Source organism: Rheinheimera sp. 4Y26, assembly GCF_025245835.1.
Lineage (GTDB): Bacteria > Pseudomonadota > Gammaproteobacteria > Enterobacterales > Alteromonadaceae > Pararheinheimera.
Map to the genome: position 1 here is coordinate 1 of NZ_JAOBWS010000026.1, position 15,395 is coordinate 15,395.

Annotated in this window: 15 protein-coding genes; 6 read left to right on the plus strand and 9 right to left on the minus strand. The window is 49.6% G+C overall.

All coding sequences use genetic code 11. The annotated features are described in order from the left end of the window. Positions 1-210: 210 nt before the first annotated feature. Positions 211-1,032, minus strand: coding sequence for a trypsin-like serine protease (locus N3Z11_RS17820; RefSeq protein ID WP_260658540.1), 822 nt, complete (start codon positions 1,030-1,032; stop codon positions 211-213). A 565-nt stretch (positions 1,033-1,597) separates the two neighbouring features. Here N3Z11_RS17820 and N3Z11_RS17825 point away from each other — a divergent pair. Beyond that, a complete protein-coding gene (locus N3Z11_RS17825; protein ID WP_260658541.1) occupies positions 1,598-2,089 on the plus strand; it encodes a hypothetical protein in 492 nt (163 codons plus the stop codon). Between the two features lie 10 nt (positions 2,090-2,099). Further along, entirely contained in the window at positions 2,100-2,789 is a 690-nt protein-coding gene (locus N3Z11_RS17830; RefSeq protein ID WP_260658542.1) for a hypothetical protein, read from the plus strand. A gap of 812 nt (positions 2,790-3,601) precedes the next feature. On the opposite strand, the gene hisIE is transcribed toward N3Z11_RS17830, so the two are convergent. The 8 genes from hisIE to hisG form a co-directional block, all read right to left on the minus strand. Beyond that, entirely contained in the window at positions 3,602-4,237 is a 636-nt protein-coding gene (gene hisIE, locus N3Z11_RS17835) for a bifunctional phosphoribosyl-AMP cyclohydrolase/phosphoribosyl-ATP diphosphatase HisIE (RefSeq protein ID WP_260658543.1), read from the minus strand. Beyond that, entirely contained in the window at positions 4,234-5,007 is a 774-nt protein-coding gene (gene hisF, locus N3Z11_RS17840) for an imidazole glycerol phosphate synthase subunit HisF (protein WP_260658544.1), read from the minus strand. Before hisF ends, hisIE begins: the two co-directional genes overlap by 4 nt. Next, entirely contained in the window at positions 4,989-5,726 is a 738-nt protein-coding gene (hisA, locus tag N3Z11_RS17845; protein WP_260658545.1) for a 1-(5-phosphoribosyl)-5-[(5-phosphoribosylamino)methylideneamino]imidazole-4-carboxamide isomerase, read from the minus strand. Before hisA ends, hisF begins: the two co-directional genes overlap by 19 nt. Positions 5,727-5,810: 84 nt before the next feature. Beyond that, the gene (gene hisH / locus N3Z11_RS17850) at positions 5,811-6,455 is read right to left on the minus strand and encodes an imidazole glycerol phosphate synthase subunit HisH (protein ID WP_260658546.1); all 645 of its coding nucleotides are present in this window, start codon (positions 6,453-6,455) and stop codon (positions 5,811-5,813) included. A gap of 45 nt (positions 6,456-6,500) precedes the next feature. Further along, positions 6,501-7,571, minus strand: a complete 1,071-nt coding sequence (hisB, locus tag N3Z11_RS17855) for a bifunctional histidinol-phosphatase/imidazoleglycerol-phosphate dehydratase HisB (protein WP_260658547.1) — start codon at positions 7,569-7,571, stop codon at positions 6,501-6,503. Beyond that, entirely contained in the window at positions 7,571-8,707 is a 1,137-nt protein-coding gene (gene hisC, locus N3Z11_RS17860) for a histidinol-phosphate transaminase (protein WP_260658548.1), read from the minus strand. Before hisC ends, hisB begins: the two co-directional genes overlap by 1 nt. Next, positions 8,704-10,068 (minus strand): histidinol dehydrogenase, encoded by a 1,365-nt coding sequence (gene hisD, locus N3Z11_RS17865; protein WP_260658549.1) that lies wholly within the window; start codon positions 10,066-10,068, stop codon positions 8,704-8,706. Before hisD ends, hisC begins: the two co-directional genes overlap by 4 nt. Positions 10,069-10,071: 3 nt before the next feature. Next, a complete protein-coding gene (hisG, locus tag N3Z11_RS17870; protein ID WP_260658550.1) occupies positions 10,072-10,980 on the minus strand; it encodes an ATP phosphoribosyltransferase in 909 nt (302 codons plus the stop codon). 535 nt (positions 10,981-11,515) lie between these two features. Between hisG and N3Z11_RS17875 the strand changes: the two genes are divergently transcribed. The 4 genes from N3Z11_RS17875 (at position 11,516) to N3Z11_RS17890 (ending at position 15,298) form a co-directional block, all read left to right on the plus strand. Continuing rightward, positions 11,516-11,857 carry a hypothetical protein gene (locus N3Z11_RS17875; RefSeq protein WP_260658551.1) on the plus strand — a complete coding sequence of 114 codons (342 nt, stop codon included), beginning with the start codon at positions 11,516-11,518 and terminating at the stop codon, positions 11,855-11,857. Between the two features lie 259 nt (positions 11,858-12,116). After that, positions 12,117-14,063 carry an ATP-dependent DNA helicase gene (locus tag N3Z11_RS17880; protein ID WP_260658552.1) on the plus strand — a complete coding sequence of 649 codons (1,947 nt, stop codon included), beginning with the start codon at positions 12,117-12,119 and terminating at the stop codon, positions 14,061-14,063. After that, positions 14,060-14,761: a tRNA (adenosine(37)-N6)-threonylcarbamoyltransferase complex dimerization subunit type 1 TsaB gene (tsaB, locus tag N3Z11_RS17885; protein ID WP_260658553.1), complete on the plus strand. Its 702-nt coding sequence runs from the start codon at positions 14,060-14,062 to the stop codon at positions 14,759-14,761. The genes N3Z11_RS17880 and tsaB overlap by 4 nt, the downstream gene beginning before the upstream one ends. A gap of 222 nt (positions 14,762-14,983) precedes the next feature. After that, the gene (locus N3Z11_RS17890; protein WP_260658554.1) at positions 14,984-15,298 is read left to right on the plus strand and encodes a hypothetical protein; all 315 of its coding nucleotides are present in this window, start codon (positions 14,984-14,986) and stop codon (positions 15,296-15,298) included. Positions 15,299-15,395 lie beyond the last annotated feature (97 nt).

Here is a 15,395-nt window from a genome sequence, read left to right on the forward strand (position 1 = left end):
TTCGTTGAATTACATGTCGCCTGTTGAGTATGCAAAGCAGGCCGCATAAGCTGGAAAATCTCATCACGGGATTGGTATTAATTCCGGGGAAAGGTCAACGGGCGAACGCAGTATTTGCCGGTGGTGGTTTGACCAATGATGAATCTTCGTATCACCATAAAAAAGAGCGGCAAAGCCGCTCTTTTTTTACAGCTAAACAACCCTAACGACCTAATTATTCGCCATAAAGTCGTTAATAAAGTCCAGTACGTTTTGCCGGTCTACTCTGAATACGCCGCCGGTGCCGGCGCAGGCGCCGTTCAGGCCGAAGGAGGTGACGCCTGCTATCACTCTGCTGTTGCCAATAAAGTTAGGGCCGCCGGAGTCGCCGAAGCAGGTGCCGCCGCTGGAGGCGTTATTGGATAACAGCAGCGAGAAGTTGCCGGTAAAGCCGGTGTTGCTTTGCAACAGCCAGGGTTTGGCTTGCATTCTTACCTTCACGCCAGAGTAGGGGGCGTTGCCGGTTGGGTCTGGGGTAATACGCTGCAGGCCATAACCTACGGCGGTAAAGCGGCTGCTACGGCCGGCTTTAAGTAAATCCAGGCTATTGAGTGTGGGTAACTGGCCGTATTGCGCCTGGTCGAGGTTCACCGGTGCCGACAGTTTGACCATGCCCACATCATTTACCACAAAAGAGGCATTGGGGAAATCCGGGTGGGACGCCCAGCTTTGGGCTTCCACAGTGTTATTGCCGCCGCCATAGGGGTAGTTATTGTCGCCGTTTTGCACATCCGACTCAGTAAAAATACGAATACCGCTTATTTCACCCGGATTGCCGGTGCAGTGCCCTGCGGTCAGCACAAACTGCGGGCTAATTAATGTGCCGCTACAGCGCCAGGCCGGTGCGCCATTCACATCCATAATCAGCAGTACCACTGCCGGGTGTTCGTCACCATCCAAGTCACCATGGGTAACAGCGGCTGCATAGCCACTAAGCAATAGCGCAGTAGCAGCCAGGGTAAAACCAAAAATTTTGCTTTTTGATACTTCCATTTTGAGAACTCCACGAAATTGTCTGAAAGATAAGCCGACAACGTCAGAGGAACAGCCGCAAGCCTCACTGCCGCCATGCTGCACTTGTTCGCAGTGTTAGCGAACAGGGCCAAGCTGCAAGACTATGGGTGGGGCGCCAAAGGCTGTCAAACCTGCTGTTTTGCCGGTTTTTTGCTGATTACAACACGGGCTGCGGCCTTTGGTGGGGGAATTAACTTCAGAAAAACCTATGGTTAACGCTGCTGAAATTATCAGCTATTGCTGTTGATGCTTTTTTATCGGCATTCAATCTTACAGATGTATTTTTGATAACAAACAAGTATGAAAACAGCCCGAAGTTTCGGGTGGATTGGCAGAACTGAGCTTTGCTACACAAGCGTCAGCATAAGTACCAGCCTGCTGGCGGTTTGCTTGGTAATGCCACTGTCCAGGTTTTATTTTGCACTAAAAATAGAAACAACATGTGCGTTTTATATACAGAAACCTATCGCGAGAAAAACTCTCGCTTATACTTCAGATCCAGTTTCACTATAGATCCGGTTTCACTACTGGTAAGGAAAACATGATGCGTGTGTTTCGTGATAGTGTATTAACTGCATTTGTCATAGTTTTTTTATACTACAGTCCAGTAACACAGGCGGGCTCTGACAAAGACTGGCCAGTCTGGGATGGTTGGGATCGTACAGCGCAAAGAAGCTGCAATAAAAAATCCAATACAGGTAAAGATCAGGTACTACATCGCAATTGTATGACTGAATCCTTGCTACGAGATTTCCCACTTCCCGCAGGATTGGCCGAGGCCTGTAAAGCCCAGTTTCCGCAAAGTTCAACGACAAAAGAACAAGCGAAGCAATTGCATAAATGTGTTGCCGACCTGATTGTCAACAACGCAAACAATAAAGATAAGGTTGCTCGTGCGGTTAAGGTGCAACCGGAAACGCTTAAGCCGGTGCTGAAACAATGTGAAGAAGCCTATACCAGCTCAGGCGTAGCTTTCGCTCAAAAGTGGCAACATATCTATGACTGTGTAAGAAAATCTCAGAACGTTAACCGCTAGGAGAATGCCCATGCATGTTCAACCTATATTTCAGGTGGTGGCGTGCCTTTCAGTCTGGCTGCTGTGCCCGGCAGTTTTTGCCACAAGCTACAATAACTGGCCTGAGCTGCAGCAATCGAAAGACAAAGTATATAAACAGTGCCACAGCAAACATAATTCAGGCACCGATGCCGAAAATTTTTACCAGTGCCAGACACAACAGTTATTGCAGGATTTTCCGATGCCGGCCGGTCAGGATACCGAATGTGCTGCAAAAGCTGGTAAAAATGCCTCTGGCGAGCGCTACCAGCAGAATATTTATCAATGTCTGCAGCAGCTGGTTTCAGATACCAGCAAGTATAAAAACAGCATTGCGAAGATGTTAGCCCATCGTCCTGAACTGGCAGCTGGGCTAAAAAGCTGTGAGCAAGCGTTTGATGCCAGCGGCCAGCCTTACGCCAATAAATGGCTACAGATTAATTCCTGCCTGAAAAAAGCCGCGCATAAAACAAAATCAACCCCTGCAACATCTGGCAAACCAGTACTTACAGCTAAGCCCGCGCCAGAAAGACATAGTCATCAGCAATGTGAAAACTATGCTAAAGATAAGGAATTTTCGATTGCTGTCCATCGGAATGCGTTTATGACACGATGCAGGCTCAGCAATAAACCTATGGATGAAATTTATGCAATTTATAAGGACAAAAACAATCCAATATAACCAATAGCATCACATCATCGGCTCGCCCGGTATCATGCCGGGCGAGTCGATGTCAGAACAAATTCAGTCGCGCCCACAAATCCAGAAAACAGTTTTTTTCAAGCTAACATCCAGACCCTGGCGGATGCAAAAACGCAATTTCTTCAGCAATGGAAGTTCGGCCTAAAATACTGTTGCGAAGTGGGTTGCTACCAATGTGGTCGATAATTACTTTACAAAACCAATAGTAAAAACCAATAGCTTCTGGTCTTTTTTCTCGCCAATAAACCAACACCTGTAGCTGCACAGGGAGCATTCAAGAGTGAGCGCGGGAGGCGCGAACGGGCGAGCGGAGTAGTCGCCGGTGGTTCGTGCAGGGTAAAACATCAGTCTTTTTGTATATGGCGGATGCAAATGTCGGCGTCGTTCAACGCTGGTAAGTTTTTCTTTTGTAACCGCAAGTGGTAACCGCTGTTGGCCCCGTCAAGCGAGCCGTTGTTTTGGCCGGTTTTGAGGTTTTAAGCCGACAACTGTTTGAGACGGTTGACGTTAGCAACCGCCGCCCTGTGGTTTTAAAAAGCGGGCGGCGCCTCAAAATTGGTCAAAACAGCGGGCTTTCGAGCGATCTCGGGGTGATTTGTTCGCCACAAAGTGGCTCACCCCTTCGGGGCCAGCTAAAGCTGTCCAAAATCGCATAGCGATTTTGTCTTTGTGTCCCTTTCTTTGTCAGCAAAGAAAGGGACTCGCCCGCCGGGGCGAAACCCGGCATCCGCGCCATGCCGCAGGCATCGAAATGATCATCAGCGCAAATGAGTTGCAAGAAACCCAACCCACTATTGATGTCTACTTTTCAGCACCTCAATCACATCATTCAGCTGCAAGTCCTGCGATCTTAACAACACCAGCAAGTGAAAAATTAAATCCGCCGCTTCGTTTTTTAACTCTTCTCTGTCGCCTGCCATGGCAGCTAATGCCGATTCTACGCCTTCTTCACCGACTTTCTGCGCTATGCGTTTTACGCCGCGGGCGAACAAGCTGGCTGTGTAGCTCGATTTTGGGTCGGCGTGTTGGCGCTGTGCAATCACCGTTTCTAAGTCAGTTAAAAAACTTAAACTTGGGCTATTGGCGCTGTTTACTGTTTTGTTGTCCCAGCAGGTTTCGGTGCCTAAATGGCAGGTTGGGCCGTCGGGTAGGGCGAGGGCTAGCAGGCTGTCTGAGTCACAATCTGCACTCAGGCTTTGTAATTTTAAAAAATGGCCTGAGCTTTCGCCTTTGGTCCAGAGCCGTTGTTTACTGCGGCTAAAAAAAGTTACCTGGCCGGTTTTTAATGTGTGCCGCAGTGCGTCGCTATTGGCGTAGCCCTGCATCAGCACTTTGCCGGAAATGGCGTGCTGCACTATTAATGGCAACAAACCATCGGCTGGCCATTTTAAACTCTCAATGCTGTCATTATCGACAATGCTGCTCATGGCCTGATCTCCACGCCGCTTTTACTAAGCTGCTGTTTTAAATCGCTGATTTGAATAATGCCTTTGTGAAATACACTGGCGGCTAAAGCGCCGTCTACATCGGCCTGTAAAAATACATCAATAAAGTGCTGAATTTCACCGGCGCCGCCTGAGGCGATCAGCGGCAGGTTGCAGGCCGCGCGTACCAGTTTTAACTGGGTTAAATCATAACCCTGACGCACACCGTCCTGATTCATACAGTTTAAAACAATTTCACCGGCGCCAAGGCGCTGCACTTCTTTTACCCAATCCACTGTCTGCCAGTTGGTTTTGGCGGTGCGGTTTTCGTCACCGGTAAACTGATACACCTGGTATTGGCCGGTGTTTTTATCAAAAAAGCTGTCGATGCCCACCACCACACATTGCTGGCCATAAGCACGGTTGAGCTCAGCAATCAGCTCTGGCCTTGCCAGCGCCGGGCTATTCACTGAAATTTTATCGGCGCCAAGCTCCAGAATACGACCGGCGTCTTCCACCGATTTAATACCACCGGCCACACAAAACGGAATGTCGATGACATCGGCAATACGGCGCACCCAGCTTTTATCTACCACCCGGCCATCGCTGGAGGCGGTAATATCGTAAAACACCAGCTCGTCGGCGCCTTCTTCGGAGTAGCGTTTGGCCAGCGGCACTATGTCGCCAATCACCTCGTGGTTTCTAAACTGCACACCCTTGACCACCACACCATCGCGCACATCGAGGCAGGGAATTAACCGTTTTGCCAGCATTGGATAGCCTCCGTGATAGTAAATTTTCCTTCCAGCAAAGCGCGGCCCAAAATCACACCAGCCACGCCGCTACCCCTTAAGCTACGGATATGCTCAAGATTGCCAACACCGCCTGATGCTTGCCATAAAATTTGCGGGTACTTTGCTGCAAGTTCCTGATACAGTTCTACATTTGGCCCCTGCAAGGTGCCATCGCGGCTAATGTCGGTACAAAGCACGTGGCGCGCGCCAGCGGCAATAAAACCGTCCAGTACCATCTCAAGGGTGATATTTGAAGCTTCAATCCAGCCATGGCTTGGCAGGGTTTTTTCGCCTTTGTCATTGATGGCGACATCGAGCGCCAATACTATTTTGTCGCCGCCATATGTGCGCAGCCACTGCTGCACTAAGGCCGGTTCACGAATGGCCAGGCTGCCAATCACCACCCGGCTGGCACCGGCTTCAAGTAAATCAATCACATCTTGTTCAGTGCGCACACCACCACCCACCTGAATAGGCAAGGGCGATTGTTGCATCAGTTGTTTTAATAGCGGCAGCTGACGTTTGGCGGCATCTTTGGCACCACTTAAATCCACCAGATGCAAAACACCAGCGCCAGCTTCTGCGTATAGGTCGCGCAGTTCAAACGGCGTTTGCTGGTACTGGGTGGTTTTGTCATAACTGCCCTGATATAGGCGTACAGTTTGACCATCGATTAAATCTATTGCCGGGATAATCACGTTATTGTCCTTTCAAAATCTGTGGCTGTAGTGCTGTGAGCCGCAGTTCAGCCATCAACACGGGCAGCAGCACCAGCGCTGCAACTAAGCTAAATCTGCTGCTGTTAATGCCAAAAAGTTTTGCAGCAATTTGCGGCCGGCGGCACTTGAGCGCTCAGGGTGAAATTGCATGCCAAGGTAATTGCCTTTGCCAATAATGGCTGCAAATTGGCTGCCGTAATCACAGCTTGCCAGCATAAATTCCGACGGCGCTACCGCAAAACTGTGCACAAAATACACATAGTCGTCTGGCGTTAAGCCTGTAAGCAGCGGGTGGTTTTCTTTGCCAGCGGCTTTTTGCAGTGTGTTCCAGCCCATATGCGGCAGTCGTAACCCTTTGGATTCAAGCGGCAGTACCTGGCCCGGAATAAGCCCCAGGCAGGCAACATTGCCTTCGGCGCTAAAGTCCGTCATCAGCTGCATACCGAGGCAAATACCCAAAGTGGGTTGCGTCAGGTTTTGCAAAACCGTCGTTAAGTTACGCTCTTTGATATTCATCATGGCCTGGGCGGCAGTGCCTACACCCGGAATAATCACTTTGTCGGCACTTTGAATCAGGCTGGCGTCACGGCTTACCGCAACACTTGCGCCTAAACGCTCAAAAGCACATAACACTGAGGTGATATTGGCGCAGCCGGTGTCGACGACTATCACGGAGTTTTTACTGTTTTTAACAACAATATCAGTCATTTATAAAACACCTATTTACGGCAAAGCTAGTTGCAGTACCGCTGGTTAGAGTACGCCTTTGCTGCTTGGCAGCGCATCGCCACTTTTTAAAATGGCCTGACCCAGGGCGCGGCCAAAAGCTTTAAATAAACCTTCCACCATATGGTGTTTGTTGCCCGGGCTTACCGACAAATGCAGCGTCATTAACATGGCGTCACTTAAACTTCTGAAAAAGTGTGGCACCATCTCCAGATTCAGCTCGCCCACTAAACCTGTGCCTAAATCGGCGTCAAATTTCAGCAGCGGCCGGCCGGATAAATCCAGCGTACACTCGGCGCGACATTCATCCATCGGCAGCACAAAACCAAAACGGTTAATACCGCGTTTGTTGCCAATGGCTTGTTTTAATGCCTGACCCAGCGCCAGTGCTGTGTCTTCCACACTGTGGTGGTCGTCAATATGCAAATCACCTTTGACGCTCACTTGCAGTGAAAAACCGCCGTGCGTGGCAATCTGATCCAGCATATGGTCAAAAAAGCCCACGCCTGTGCTGATGCTATTGCCGCCTTTATTGTCTAAATCCACGCTCACGCGAATGTCGGTTTCGCGCGTGGTGCGCACCACAGTGGCGGTGCGGCCTTTGCTTAAAATGCGTTTGGTAATTTCGGCCCAGCCCAGGGTGGTTCTGTCATATTGAAAACTGGGCAGGCCCATATTTTCCGCCAGCTGCACGTCGGTGATCCGGTCACCAATGACAAAAGAATTGGTAAAGTCGATACGACCTTGCTGCAGATAGTCTTTCAAAAGCCCGAGTTTTGGTTTACGGCAGCTGCAGTTGTCGCGCTCAAAGTGTGGGCAAATTAAAATGTCAGCAAACTTAATACCCTGGGAGCTTAACAGCTGCATCATTTTGTTGTGTGGTGCATCAAAGGTATCGCGCGGGAAACTGTCCGTACCCAGGCCGTCCTGATTGGTCACCATCACCAGCTGATAACCTGCGTCTTGCAGTTTTAACAGCGCTGGCACCAAGCCCGGTTCGTACACCAGTTTTTCTAAAGAGTCCAACTGCTTATCAATGGCTGGCTCTTCCACCATAGTGCCGTCGCGGTCGATAAATAAAATAGCCTGGCCAGACATTAGTTTGCTCCTGCGCTTAAAAGTTGAGAATTTGTGTTTGCTGTATTGTTGCTGGCGTTTTGCTGCTGGAAATACCGCGCCAACGCATCCTGCACCAATGCCATTTCGTCCGGGTTGCCAATAGACACCCGCACCACTTGCGACAGCCCGATTTGACTGGATTGGTTGCGGATTAAAATGCCTTCGTTTACCAAAGCCGCCACACAAGCTGCAGCATCTTTCACCTGCAATAACACATAGTTAGCATTGGACGGATAAACCTTCAGTACAGCTGGTTGGCTCTTGGCAAATTGAATAAAAGCATCCCGCAACTGATTGATGGTGTTGACGCTTTGGCGCATGCGCGCCTGGCCCTCGCTTGATAGCGCCTGGGTGGCAATTTCAGCAACAGGCGCGGCCAGCGGGTAGGGCGCAATCATTTTTTTCAGCGCGTTAATAATATCGGGTGCAGCCAGGGTAAAACCACAACGCAGGCCGGCGAGAGCAAAAGCTTTGGACAGAGTGCGCAGCACCACTAAATTTGGATAGCTATCCAGCAGGCTTAGCACAGTCGCTTCCGGTGCAAACTCAATATAAGCTTCGTCCACCACCACCAGCGCTTTATCTTTATAAAACTCAAGCACATCAATAATTTGCTGACGGGGAATTAAATCACCCGTTGGGTTATTCGGGCTACAGATAAACACCAGTTTGGGTGTTGGCGCGGCAAAAATGGCCTCTGTATCCAGCGTTAATTCTGCTGTAAGTGGAATGATAGTGCGCCGCACCTGATTGCTTTCGGCACTGATGGCATACATGCCATAAGTGGGTGGGCAAATCAGTACGCTGTCGCCCTGCTGGTTTTGGCTCTGAGGTTCACAAAAACTGCGGATCAGAAGCTCAATGCCTTCGTCAGCACCGCGGCTCACCAGCACTTGTTCGGGTTTTACACCGGCATAAGCGGCATAAGCCTGTATTAACGCCGGTGGCTGACAATCCGGGTATCTGTTGTAGCTGCCACTGAGCTGATATTCAGGCGCTAACGCATTTTCATTGGCGTTTAGCCACACTGAACCACCGCTCATACTCAGACGCGCTGAAGCATAAGGCGTCAGCTGTTTTACCAGATTGCGGGCTAATGGATTCACACTGCTCATGATTCGTATCCTTTTAAAGCCGGATTTGCCAGATTGGCCCTGTTGCTGTTGGTAAGTGCTGCCAGACGCAGTGACACCGCATTGGCGTGCGCCGCCAAACCTTCGGCATTGGCCAAAGTGACAATAGCAGGGCCAATATTCTGCATGCCCTGCGCCGTTAAAGTTTGCACCGTATAACGGCGGTAAAAGTCTAATAACCCCAAACTTGAGTGGGTGCGGCTATAACCATAGGTTGGCAACACATGGTTGGTGCCGCTGGCATAATCACCGGCCGATTCTGGTGTCCAGGCGCCGACAAAAATGCTGGCAGCATTGGTTAATTTGCCAAGCAGCTTGTCATCCTGATCGGTTTGAATAATTAAATGTTCCGGCGCATATAAATTAGAGACCAGCGCAGCGCTGTCTAAATCCGTTGTCAGAATAAAACGGCTGTTGCCAAGCGCCTGACGGGCAATGTCGGCGCGCGGCAGCGCAGCAAGCTGCACATTCAGTTGTTCCAGGGTGCGACTGAGTAAAATTTCGCTGTTACTGACCAGCAGCACTTGAGAATCCGGGCCGTGTTCGGCCTGAGATAATAAATCTGCTGCCACAAAAGCCGGGTTGGCGCTTTCATCGGCAATCACCAGCACTTCCGAAGGGCCGGCCGGCATATCAATGGCCGCACCTTCTGCTGTTGCACTCACTTGTTGTTTGGCTTCGGTGACATAACTATTGCCAGGCCCATAAATCTTGCTGACCTTCTTAATACTTTCAGTGCCATAGGCAAGGGCGGCAATGGCCTGAGCGCCACCCACTGTATAAATTTCGCTGATGCCACAAAGTTTGGCGGCGTAAATAATTTCCGGTGCTATGTCTGTTGCATTTGGCTGACCCGGCGGGGTGACCAGCACCACACGGCCACATCCCGACAGCTGCGCCGGTACACCCAGCATCAGCACAGTAGAAGGCAGCGGCGCGCTACCGCCCGGAATATATAAACCAACACTGTCAAAGGCGGCGTATTTTAGCTCACAGACCACACCAGGACTGGTTTGCAGCTTGATGTCTTGTGGTAGCTGCGCAGCGTGAAAGCTTTTGATATTGGCGTACGCCAGCTCAATGGCGGCTTTGGCGTCCGGGCTTAACAGCGCCAGCCTTTGTTGCTGCGCCGCTTCATCAAGCGCAAAGTTGTTGTTGCTGATGCCATCAAATTTCCGGCAATAAAAACGCAGCGCCTCATCCCCCTGTTGCTGCACTGCTTCGATAATAGCGGCCACCTGGGCTGATAAATCGGCTTTGCTGCGAAGTTTGGGCCTTAATAACAACGCCTGTTGGGCTTTGTTGTCCAGCGCGCTCCAGTTGTTTATCTGAAGGTTCAGCATCTGTTACTCCATCATTTTTTCAATCGGCAGTACCAGAATGGAGCTGGCGCCAAGCGCTTTTAACTGCTCCATGGTTTCCCAGAACAAAGTTTCGCTGCTGACCACGTGCAAGGCCACGAGATCGTCGTTACCGGCGAGTGGCAGCAAAGTCGGGTTCTCCGCGCCTGGCAATAACGCAATCACATCCGCCAGGCGCGCGCGCGGGGCGTGCAGCATAATGTATTTACTTTCATTGGCTTGCATTACACCGGCAATACGAGGCATCAGTTTGTTAATCAGTTTTAACTGGTTCTGATCGTCTAAATCACGGCGCTGAATAAGCACTGCTTTAGAGCGGTAAATCACTTCGACTTCTTTTAAACCATTGGCTTCAAGCGTTGCGCCTGTTGACACTAAATCACAAATGGCATCTGCTAAACCTGCACGTGGCGCCACTTCCACTGAACCTTTTAAATTCACGATACGGGCGTTCACACCATTTTGTTTTAAATAGCGGTTCAGAAGCCGTGGGTAAGTGGTGGCAATGGTTTTGCCTTCGAGGTTTTTTACGCCCTGATAGTCTTCTTCCTGCGGCACAGCGATGGATAAACGGCAGCCGCCAAAATCCAGCCGCGCGAGTACTGTGTAGTCGTAACTTTCGTTATCCAGCTGGCGCTGCAATGACATTTCTTCCAGCACGTTCTCGCCGATAATGCCTAAATCACAAACGCCATCCATCACTAAACCCGGAATGTCATCGTCGCGCACCCGCAGCAAATCAATGGCCATATTTTCCACATGGGCAATCAGCCGTTGTTCCCGCAGATTAATTTTCAGGCCGCAGCTGGTCAGCAGCGCTTGTGAATCCTGAGATAAACGACCGGATTTTTGAATGGCGATACGTAATCTTTTGCTTTCGATGGTGGCGGACATGTGATGACTTCCTTTATTAAAACCTTAAAAAACAACAACCCCGGCGTAGTTCCGGGGTTGTGTCTGATGATTCACCGCACCGGAGCTACTTCAATAGCCCCTCAGCGACTTAACCTGAATGGCTATTTCGGCTGATGGTGATGATGATGGGTTGTGCGCTGAATCATAAAAATCTCGGTGTTTGCGATAGCCACAGTGGCTGTCAAAGTTGCTATACAAGTTATCGGCTTTTATTTCGGCTGGCAAGAGTGATGTTGAAAATTTTTTCAACAGGTTTGGTATTGGTAATTTCGCTAAGTTATTGATATATAACTTTTGATTTGTGATTTCTAACGATGTTAGTTTTTTCTTATATTTATTTGGCATAAAAAAACATGAACAATAAAGCCTAAAAAATGGTCAGGTTGTATAGTTAAATGAGGTGTTATCCCTGATTTGCTTCTTTGGTTTAAGTTTGGCCGGCAGCAGCCGATAACCTGCAATAACAGAGGTAAAAGTGCCTGGCCGCCTTGCCTTAGCAGCATGAGGTTTGAAGATGGACGTGTTATTTCCATATTTGCCAAGGGTAACCACTACGCCGGTGGATTCGAATAACCGGCTGATTTTACCTGTCAGCAAATATCAGCGCATTCATGCGGAGGCTTCCACTGAACAACAATACAGAGTTGGCATGCGCGATCCCAGACGTCATCAGCAAGAACCACAACAACAGCAGTCTTCGCAGCATGAACAACCAGGCGAGCACCAACAAGGCCCGCAGCAGGCTGGCGCGTCGACCGAAGGCAGTGAGTTACATTTATTACCAACGGGCCATGCTGTAACGCCGGAGCAGGATCAACATGCCGATGCCGAGGGGCATCTGGATATTTATATTTAAAATGCACCTTTTCTTGCAGCTATTGCACCTTTCTGCCTCTGTCTGGCAGCACTGTGGTCTGTGCCACTGCAAAATTCAGCAGCACCAAGTCAGCCGCACAAGTTCAACCGCCAGGTTTTATCAAGGCAACGCCTGATGTGATTTGCAGCGCTCGCCTGGCAGCGGCATAATAGCAGGCCATTTTCCCGCCCAAGGTTGTGCTTTTGTCTCTGCTTAATTTGTTGTGCTCTCACCCATTCCTGCCGCCGGAGCAGTGCTGATGCATGCTGTAGCTGCAGCTTTTGCAGATGATGGCTTGCTGGCACAGAACATCGCCGGATTTAAAGCCCGTGACGCGCAAAAACAAATGGCGATGGCGGTGGCTGACAGCATCGAACAGGGTTCTGCTTTGGTGGTCGAAGCGGGCACAGGCACAGGCAAAACTTACGCTTATTTAGTGCCGGCTTTGCTTGCCGGTAAAAAAGTAATTTTATCGACAGGTACCAAAAACCTGCAGGAGCAGCTGTATTTTCGCGACTTGCCTAAGGTTTTGAATGCGCTGGCTTTACCTTTGCAAACTGCGTTATTAAAAGGTCGCGCCAACTATTTATGTTTATTCCGCCTGACGCAGCACTATCAGCATGTGCCGGTGAAAGATGATGTACTGATTCAGGATTTAAGCCTGATTAAAAAGTGGTCCAGCGAAACCCAAAGCGGTGATATCGGTGAGCTGACTTATATTGCCGAAGACTCCAAAGCTTTGCCTTATGTCACCAGCACCAGCGACAATTGCCTTGGCAAAGACTGCCCCGATTTTGAGGATTGTTATTTACTCAAAGCCCGTAAAAAAGCCATGAACGCCGATTTGGTGGTGGTGAATCATCATTTGTTTTTCGCTGATATGGCGCTCAAAGACACAGGTTTTGGTGAATTGCTACCCAATATGGATGTGGTGATTTTTGACGAAGCGCACCAGATTCCCGATATCGCCAGTGAATATTTTGGTGAGTCGGTGTCGTCAAAATTACTGGCTGAACTGTGCCGTGATATTGAACTCGCCTGTAAAACCCAATTACGCGATCATCCACAGCTGGCAAAAACCGCCGATAAATTAGCTGCTTTAGTGCGCGACTGGCGCTTGTTGTTGCCAGGCGATCCACAAAAAGGCAACTGGCGCGATTGTTATCAGCGCCCTGAGATGAAAGTGGCGATGAGCCGCATTCAGGACGCCATGCAGATGTTGTATCTGGTGCTCAAGTCGAGCCTGGGGCGTTCTGATCAGGTGGACAGCTGTTACGAACGGCTGGCAACTGCCAAAGCCAGACTGGAAAAACTATTGGATGTGGAACGCACCGGCGTTAGTTTTTGGTATGAAACCACGGCCCGCACCATCAGTTTGCATTACACGCCGCTCAGTATCGCCGACAAATTTAACGAGCTGGTGTTTGCCCGAGAAGGTGAAAGTAAAAAACGCAGCTGGATTTTTACGTCGGCCACCTTGTCGGTGGATGAAGGTTTTGGCCATTTTACCGATCAGATGGGGCTGCAAAACGCGCAGACGATGCTGCTGGACAGCCCATTTGATTATCCGAATCAGGCCATGCTGCTGGTACCAAGGTATTTGCCGGAGCCAACAGATCCGCGTATTAACAAAGCTTTGCTGGAACTGGCGGTGAAGCTGATTAACGCCAACGGTGGCCGTTGTTTTTTTCTTTTTACCAGTCACCGTATGTTGCAGTGGATGGCCAAAGAGCTGCCGCTTTATATCAATTTGCCGATATTAGTGCAGGGCAGTACCAGCAAACGTATTTTGCTGGAGCAGTTTGTTGAGTTAAAACACACAGTGTTGCTGGGCACCGGCAGTTTTTGGGAAGGCGTGGATGTGCGTGGTGACACTTTAAGTTGTGTCATTATCGACAAATTGCCTTTTGCCTCGCCGGATGAGCCTTTGTTACAGGCGCGTAGTGAAGACGCCCGGCTGCGTGGCCAGGATCCTTTTGCCCAGGTGCAATTGCCGCAGGCGGTGATTACCTTAAAACAAGGGGTAGGGCGGCTGATACGCGATGTGTCCGACCGTGGAGTTCTCGCCATTTGTGACAGCAGGTTAGTGACAAGGCCTTATGGCGAAGTATTTGTGAAATCCTTACCACCGATGAAACGAAGCCGTGACGTCGGCCAGGCCATTGAATTTTTAGAACATATTCACAGTAGTGGAGAACAAGATTGAAATTATTAGCGCTGGATACCTCAACTGAAGCTTGCTCTGTTGCGCTGCAAATTGACTCAGACATTCTGAGTCTGGACGAAGTATGTCCGCAGCAACACAGCAAAAGAGTGTTGCCTATGGTGCAGCAGTTGTTAAGTCAGGCTGGTATTGCTTTAAAAGATCTGGACGGCATTGTATTTGGCCGTGGCCCCGGTAGTTTTACCGGTGTGCGTATTGGTGTAGGGGTGGCGCAGGGTTTGGCTTTTGGCGCCGGGTTACCGCTTTATGGCGTGTCAACTCTGGCGGCTATGGCGCAGGCCGCACAGCGTTTGTATGGTGCGGATAAAGTGGTTGCGGCGATAGACGCGCGGATGGCGGAAGTTTATCTGGGCTGTTATCAGCTGGATGCAAGCGGCCTGATGCAGTTGTTGGGCGAAGAAATTGCCCGTAAACCTGCTGAATTAATGGCGGGCGATGTACCCGCTGGCTTTGGCGCTGCAACAGTGTTTGGTGTAGGCACTGGCTTTCAGACTTATGCTGAGGCTTTAAATGCCTGGCAGCCAGTGCAAATCAGCTCAGAGATTTTATATCCGTCAGCACAGGATATGCTGACACTAAGTACAGCGGCTTTAGCCAAAGGGCTGTTTGTGGCGCCTGAACTTGCCGAGCCAACTTATGTGCGGGATGAAGTGACCTGGCAAAAACTGCCTGGCCGATAACCGGAAGCCGTTCAGTTTGTTGTGATAAAAAGCCTTTCAGCTTGATGTTTAACTGAAAGCGCCAAAATAGTGCAAAAGCGGCAATTTTTTGCCGCTTTTAATTTCGCTGTAAGCCAATATAAACAAGGCTTGCAGCTTTATCAGCAAGATCTGAAGCAACGGCTTGGCAATTGCAGTTTTGCCGTTATAATGCAGATAATTTCAGCAAAAAAATTCTACGTAATGAGCGTTGCAGTCAGCCAGAACATCAGCAAAAGCCAGAATGTCGCCGAAGTCTTTGCCGGCCGGCAGCCCCGTGCTATTGCGCCCAATGCTACGGCCACAGATAAAACTGCTGAATCGCCGCAGGGTAATGGCGTTAAAAGTTCGGCGGCAGTTTTAAGTTTGCTGGATGATGAACGTCAAAACACTGGCCGCACTGGCTACGATAATCCATCGGGTCAGAATCAACGGGCGCTGGATGCATATAAAAGTTTGGCTAATCAGCAAAAACGTGAAGAAATTCAGCAAATGTTTAGTGTAGATTTATTTGCCTGATCTTCAGCTCGTCGCACCATTCTCAAAATCTCAAAATCTCAAAATCTCAAAATCTCAAAATCTCAAAATCTCAAAATCTCAAAATCTCAAAATCTCA

Coding starts and splice junctions, on each gene's coding strand:
- N3Z11_RS17830 (WP_260658542.1), top strand. CDS start 2,100: ATGCATGTTCAACCTATATTTCAGGTGGTGGCGTGCCTTTCAGTCTGG.
- hisF (WP_260658544.1), bottom strand. CDS start 5,007: ATGCTGGCAAAACGGTTAATTCCCTGCCTCGATGTGCGCGATGGTGTG.
- hisB (WP_260658547.1), bottom strand. CDS start 7,571: ATGTCTGGCCAGGCTATTTTATTTATCGACCGCGACGGCACTATGGTG.
- hisC (WP_260658548.1), bottom strand. CDS start 8,707: ATGAGCAGTGTGAATCCATTAGCCCGCAATCTGGTAAAACAGCTGACG.
- hisG (WP_260658550.1), bottom strand. CDS start 10,980: ATGTCCGCCACCATCGAAAGCAAAAGATTACGTATCGCCATTCAAAAA.
- N3Z11_RS17825 (WP_260658541.1), top strand. CDS start 1,598: ATGCGTGTGTTTCGTGATAGTGTATTAACTGCATTTGTCATAGTTTTT.
- hisH (WP_260658546.1), bottom strand. CDS start 6,455: ATGACTGATATTGTTGTTAAAAACAGTAAAAACTCCGTGATAGTCGTC.
- N3Z11_RS17890 (WP_260658554.1), top strand. CDS start 14,984: ATGAGCGTTGCAGTCAGCCAGAACATCAGCAAAAGCCAGAATGTCGCC.
- hisIE (WP_260658543.1), bottom strand. CDS start 4,237: ATGAGCAGCATTGTCGATAATGACAGCATTGAGAGTTTAAAATGGCCA.
- N3Z11_RS17880 (WP_260658552.1), top strand. CDS start 12,117: ATGCATGCTGTAGCTGCAGCTTTTGCAGATGATGGCTTGCTGGCACAG.
- N3Z11_RS17875 (WP_260658551.1), top strand. CDS start 11,516: ATGGACGTGTTATTTCCATATTTGCCAAGGGTAACCACTACGCCGGTG.
- N3Z11_RS17820 (WP_260658540.1), bottom strand. CDS start 1,032: ATGGAAGTATCAAAAAGCAAAATTTTTGGTTTTACCCTGGCTGCTACT.
- hisD (WP_260658549.1), bottom strand. CDS start 10,068: ATGCTGAACCTTCAGATAAACAACTGGAGCGCGCTGGACAACAAAGCC.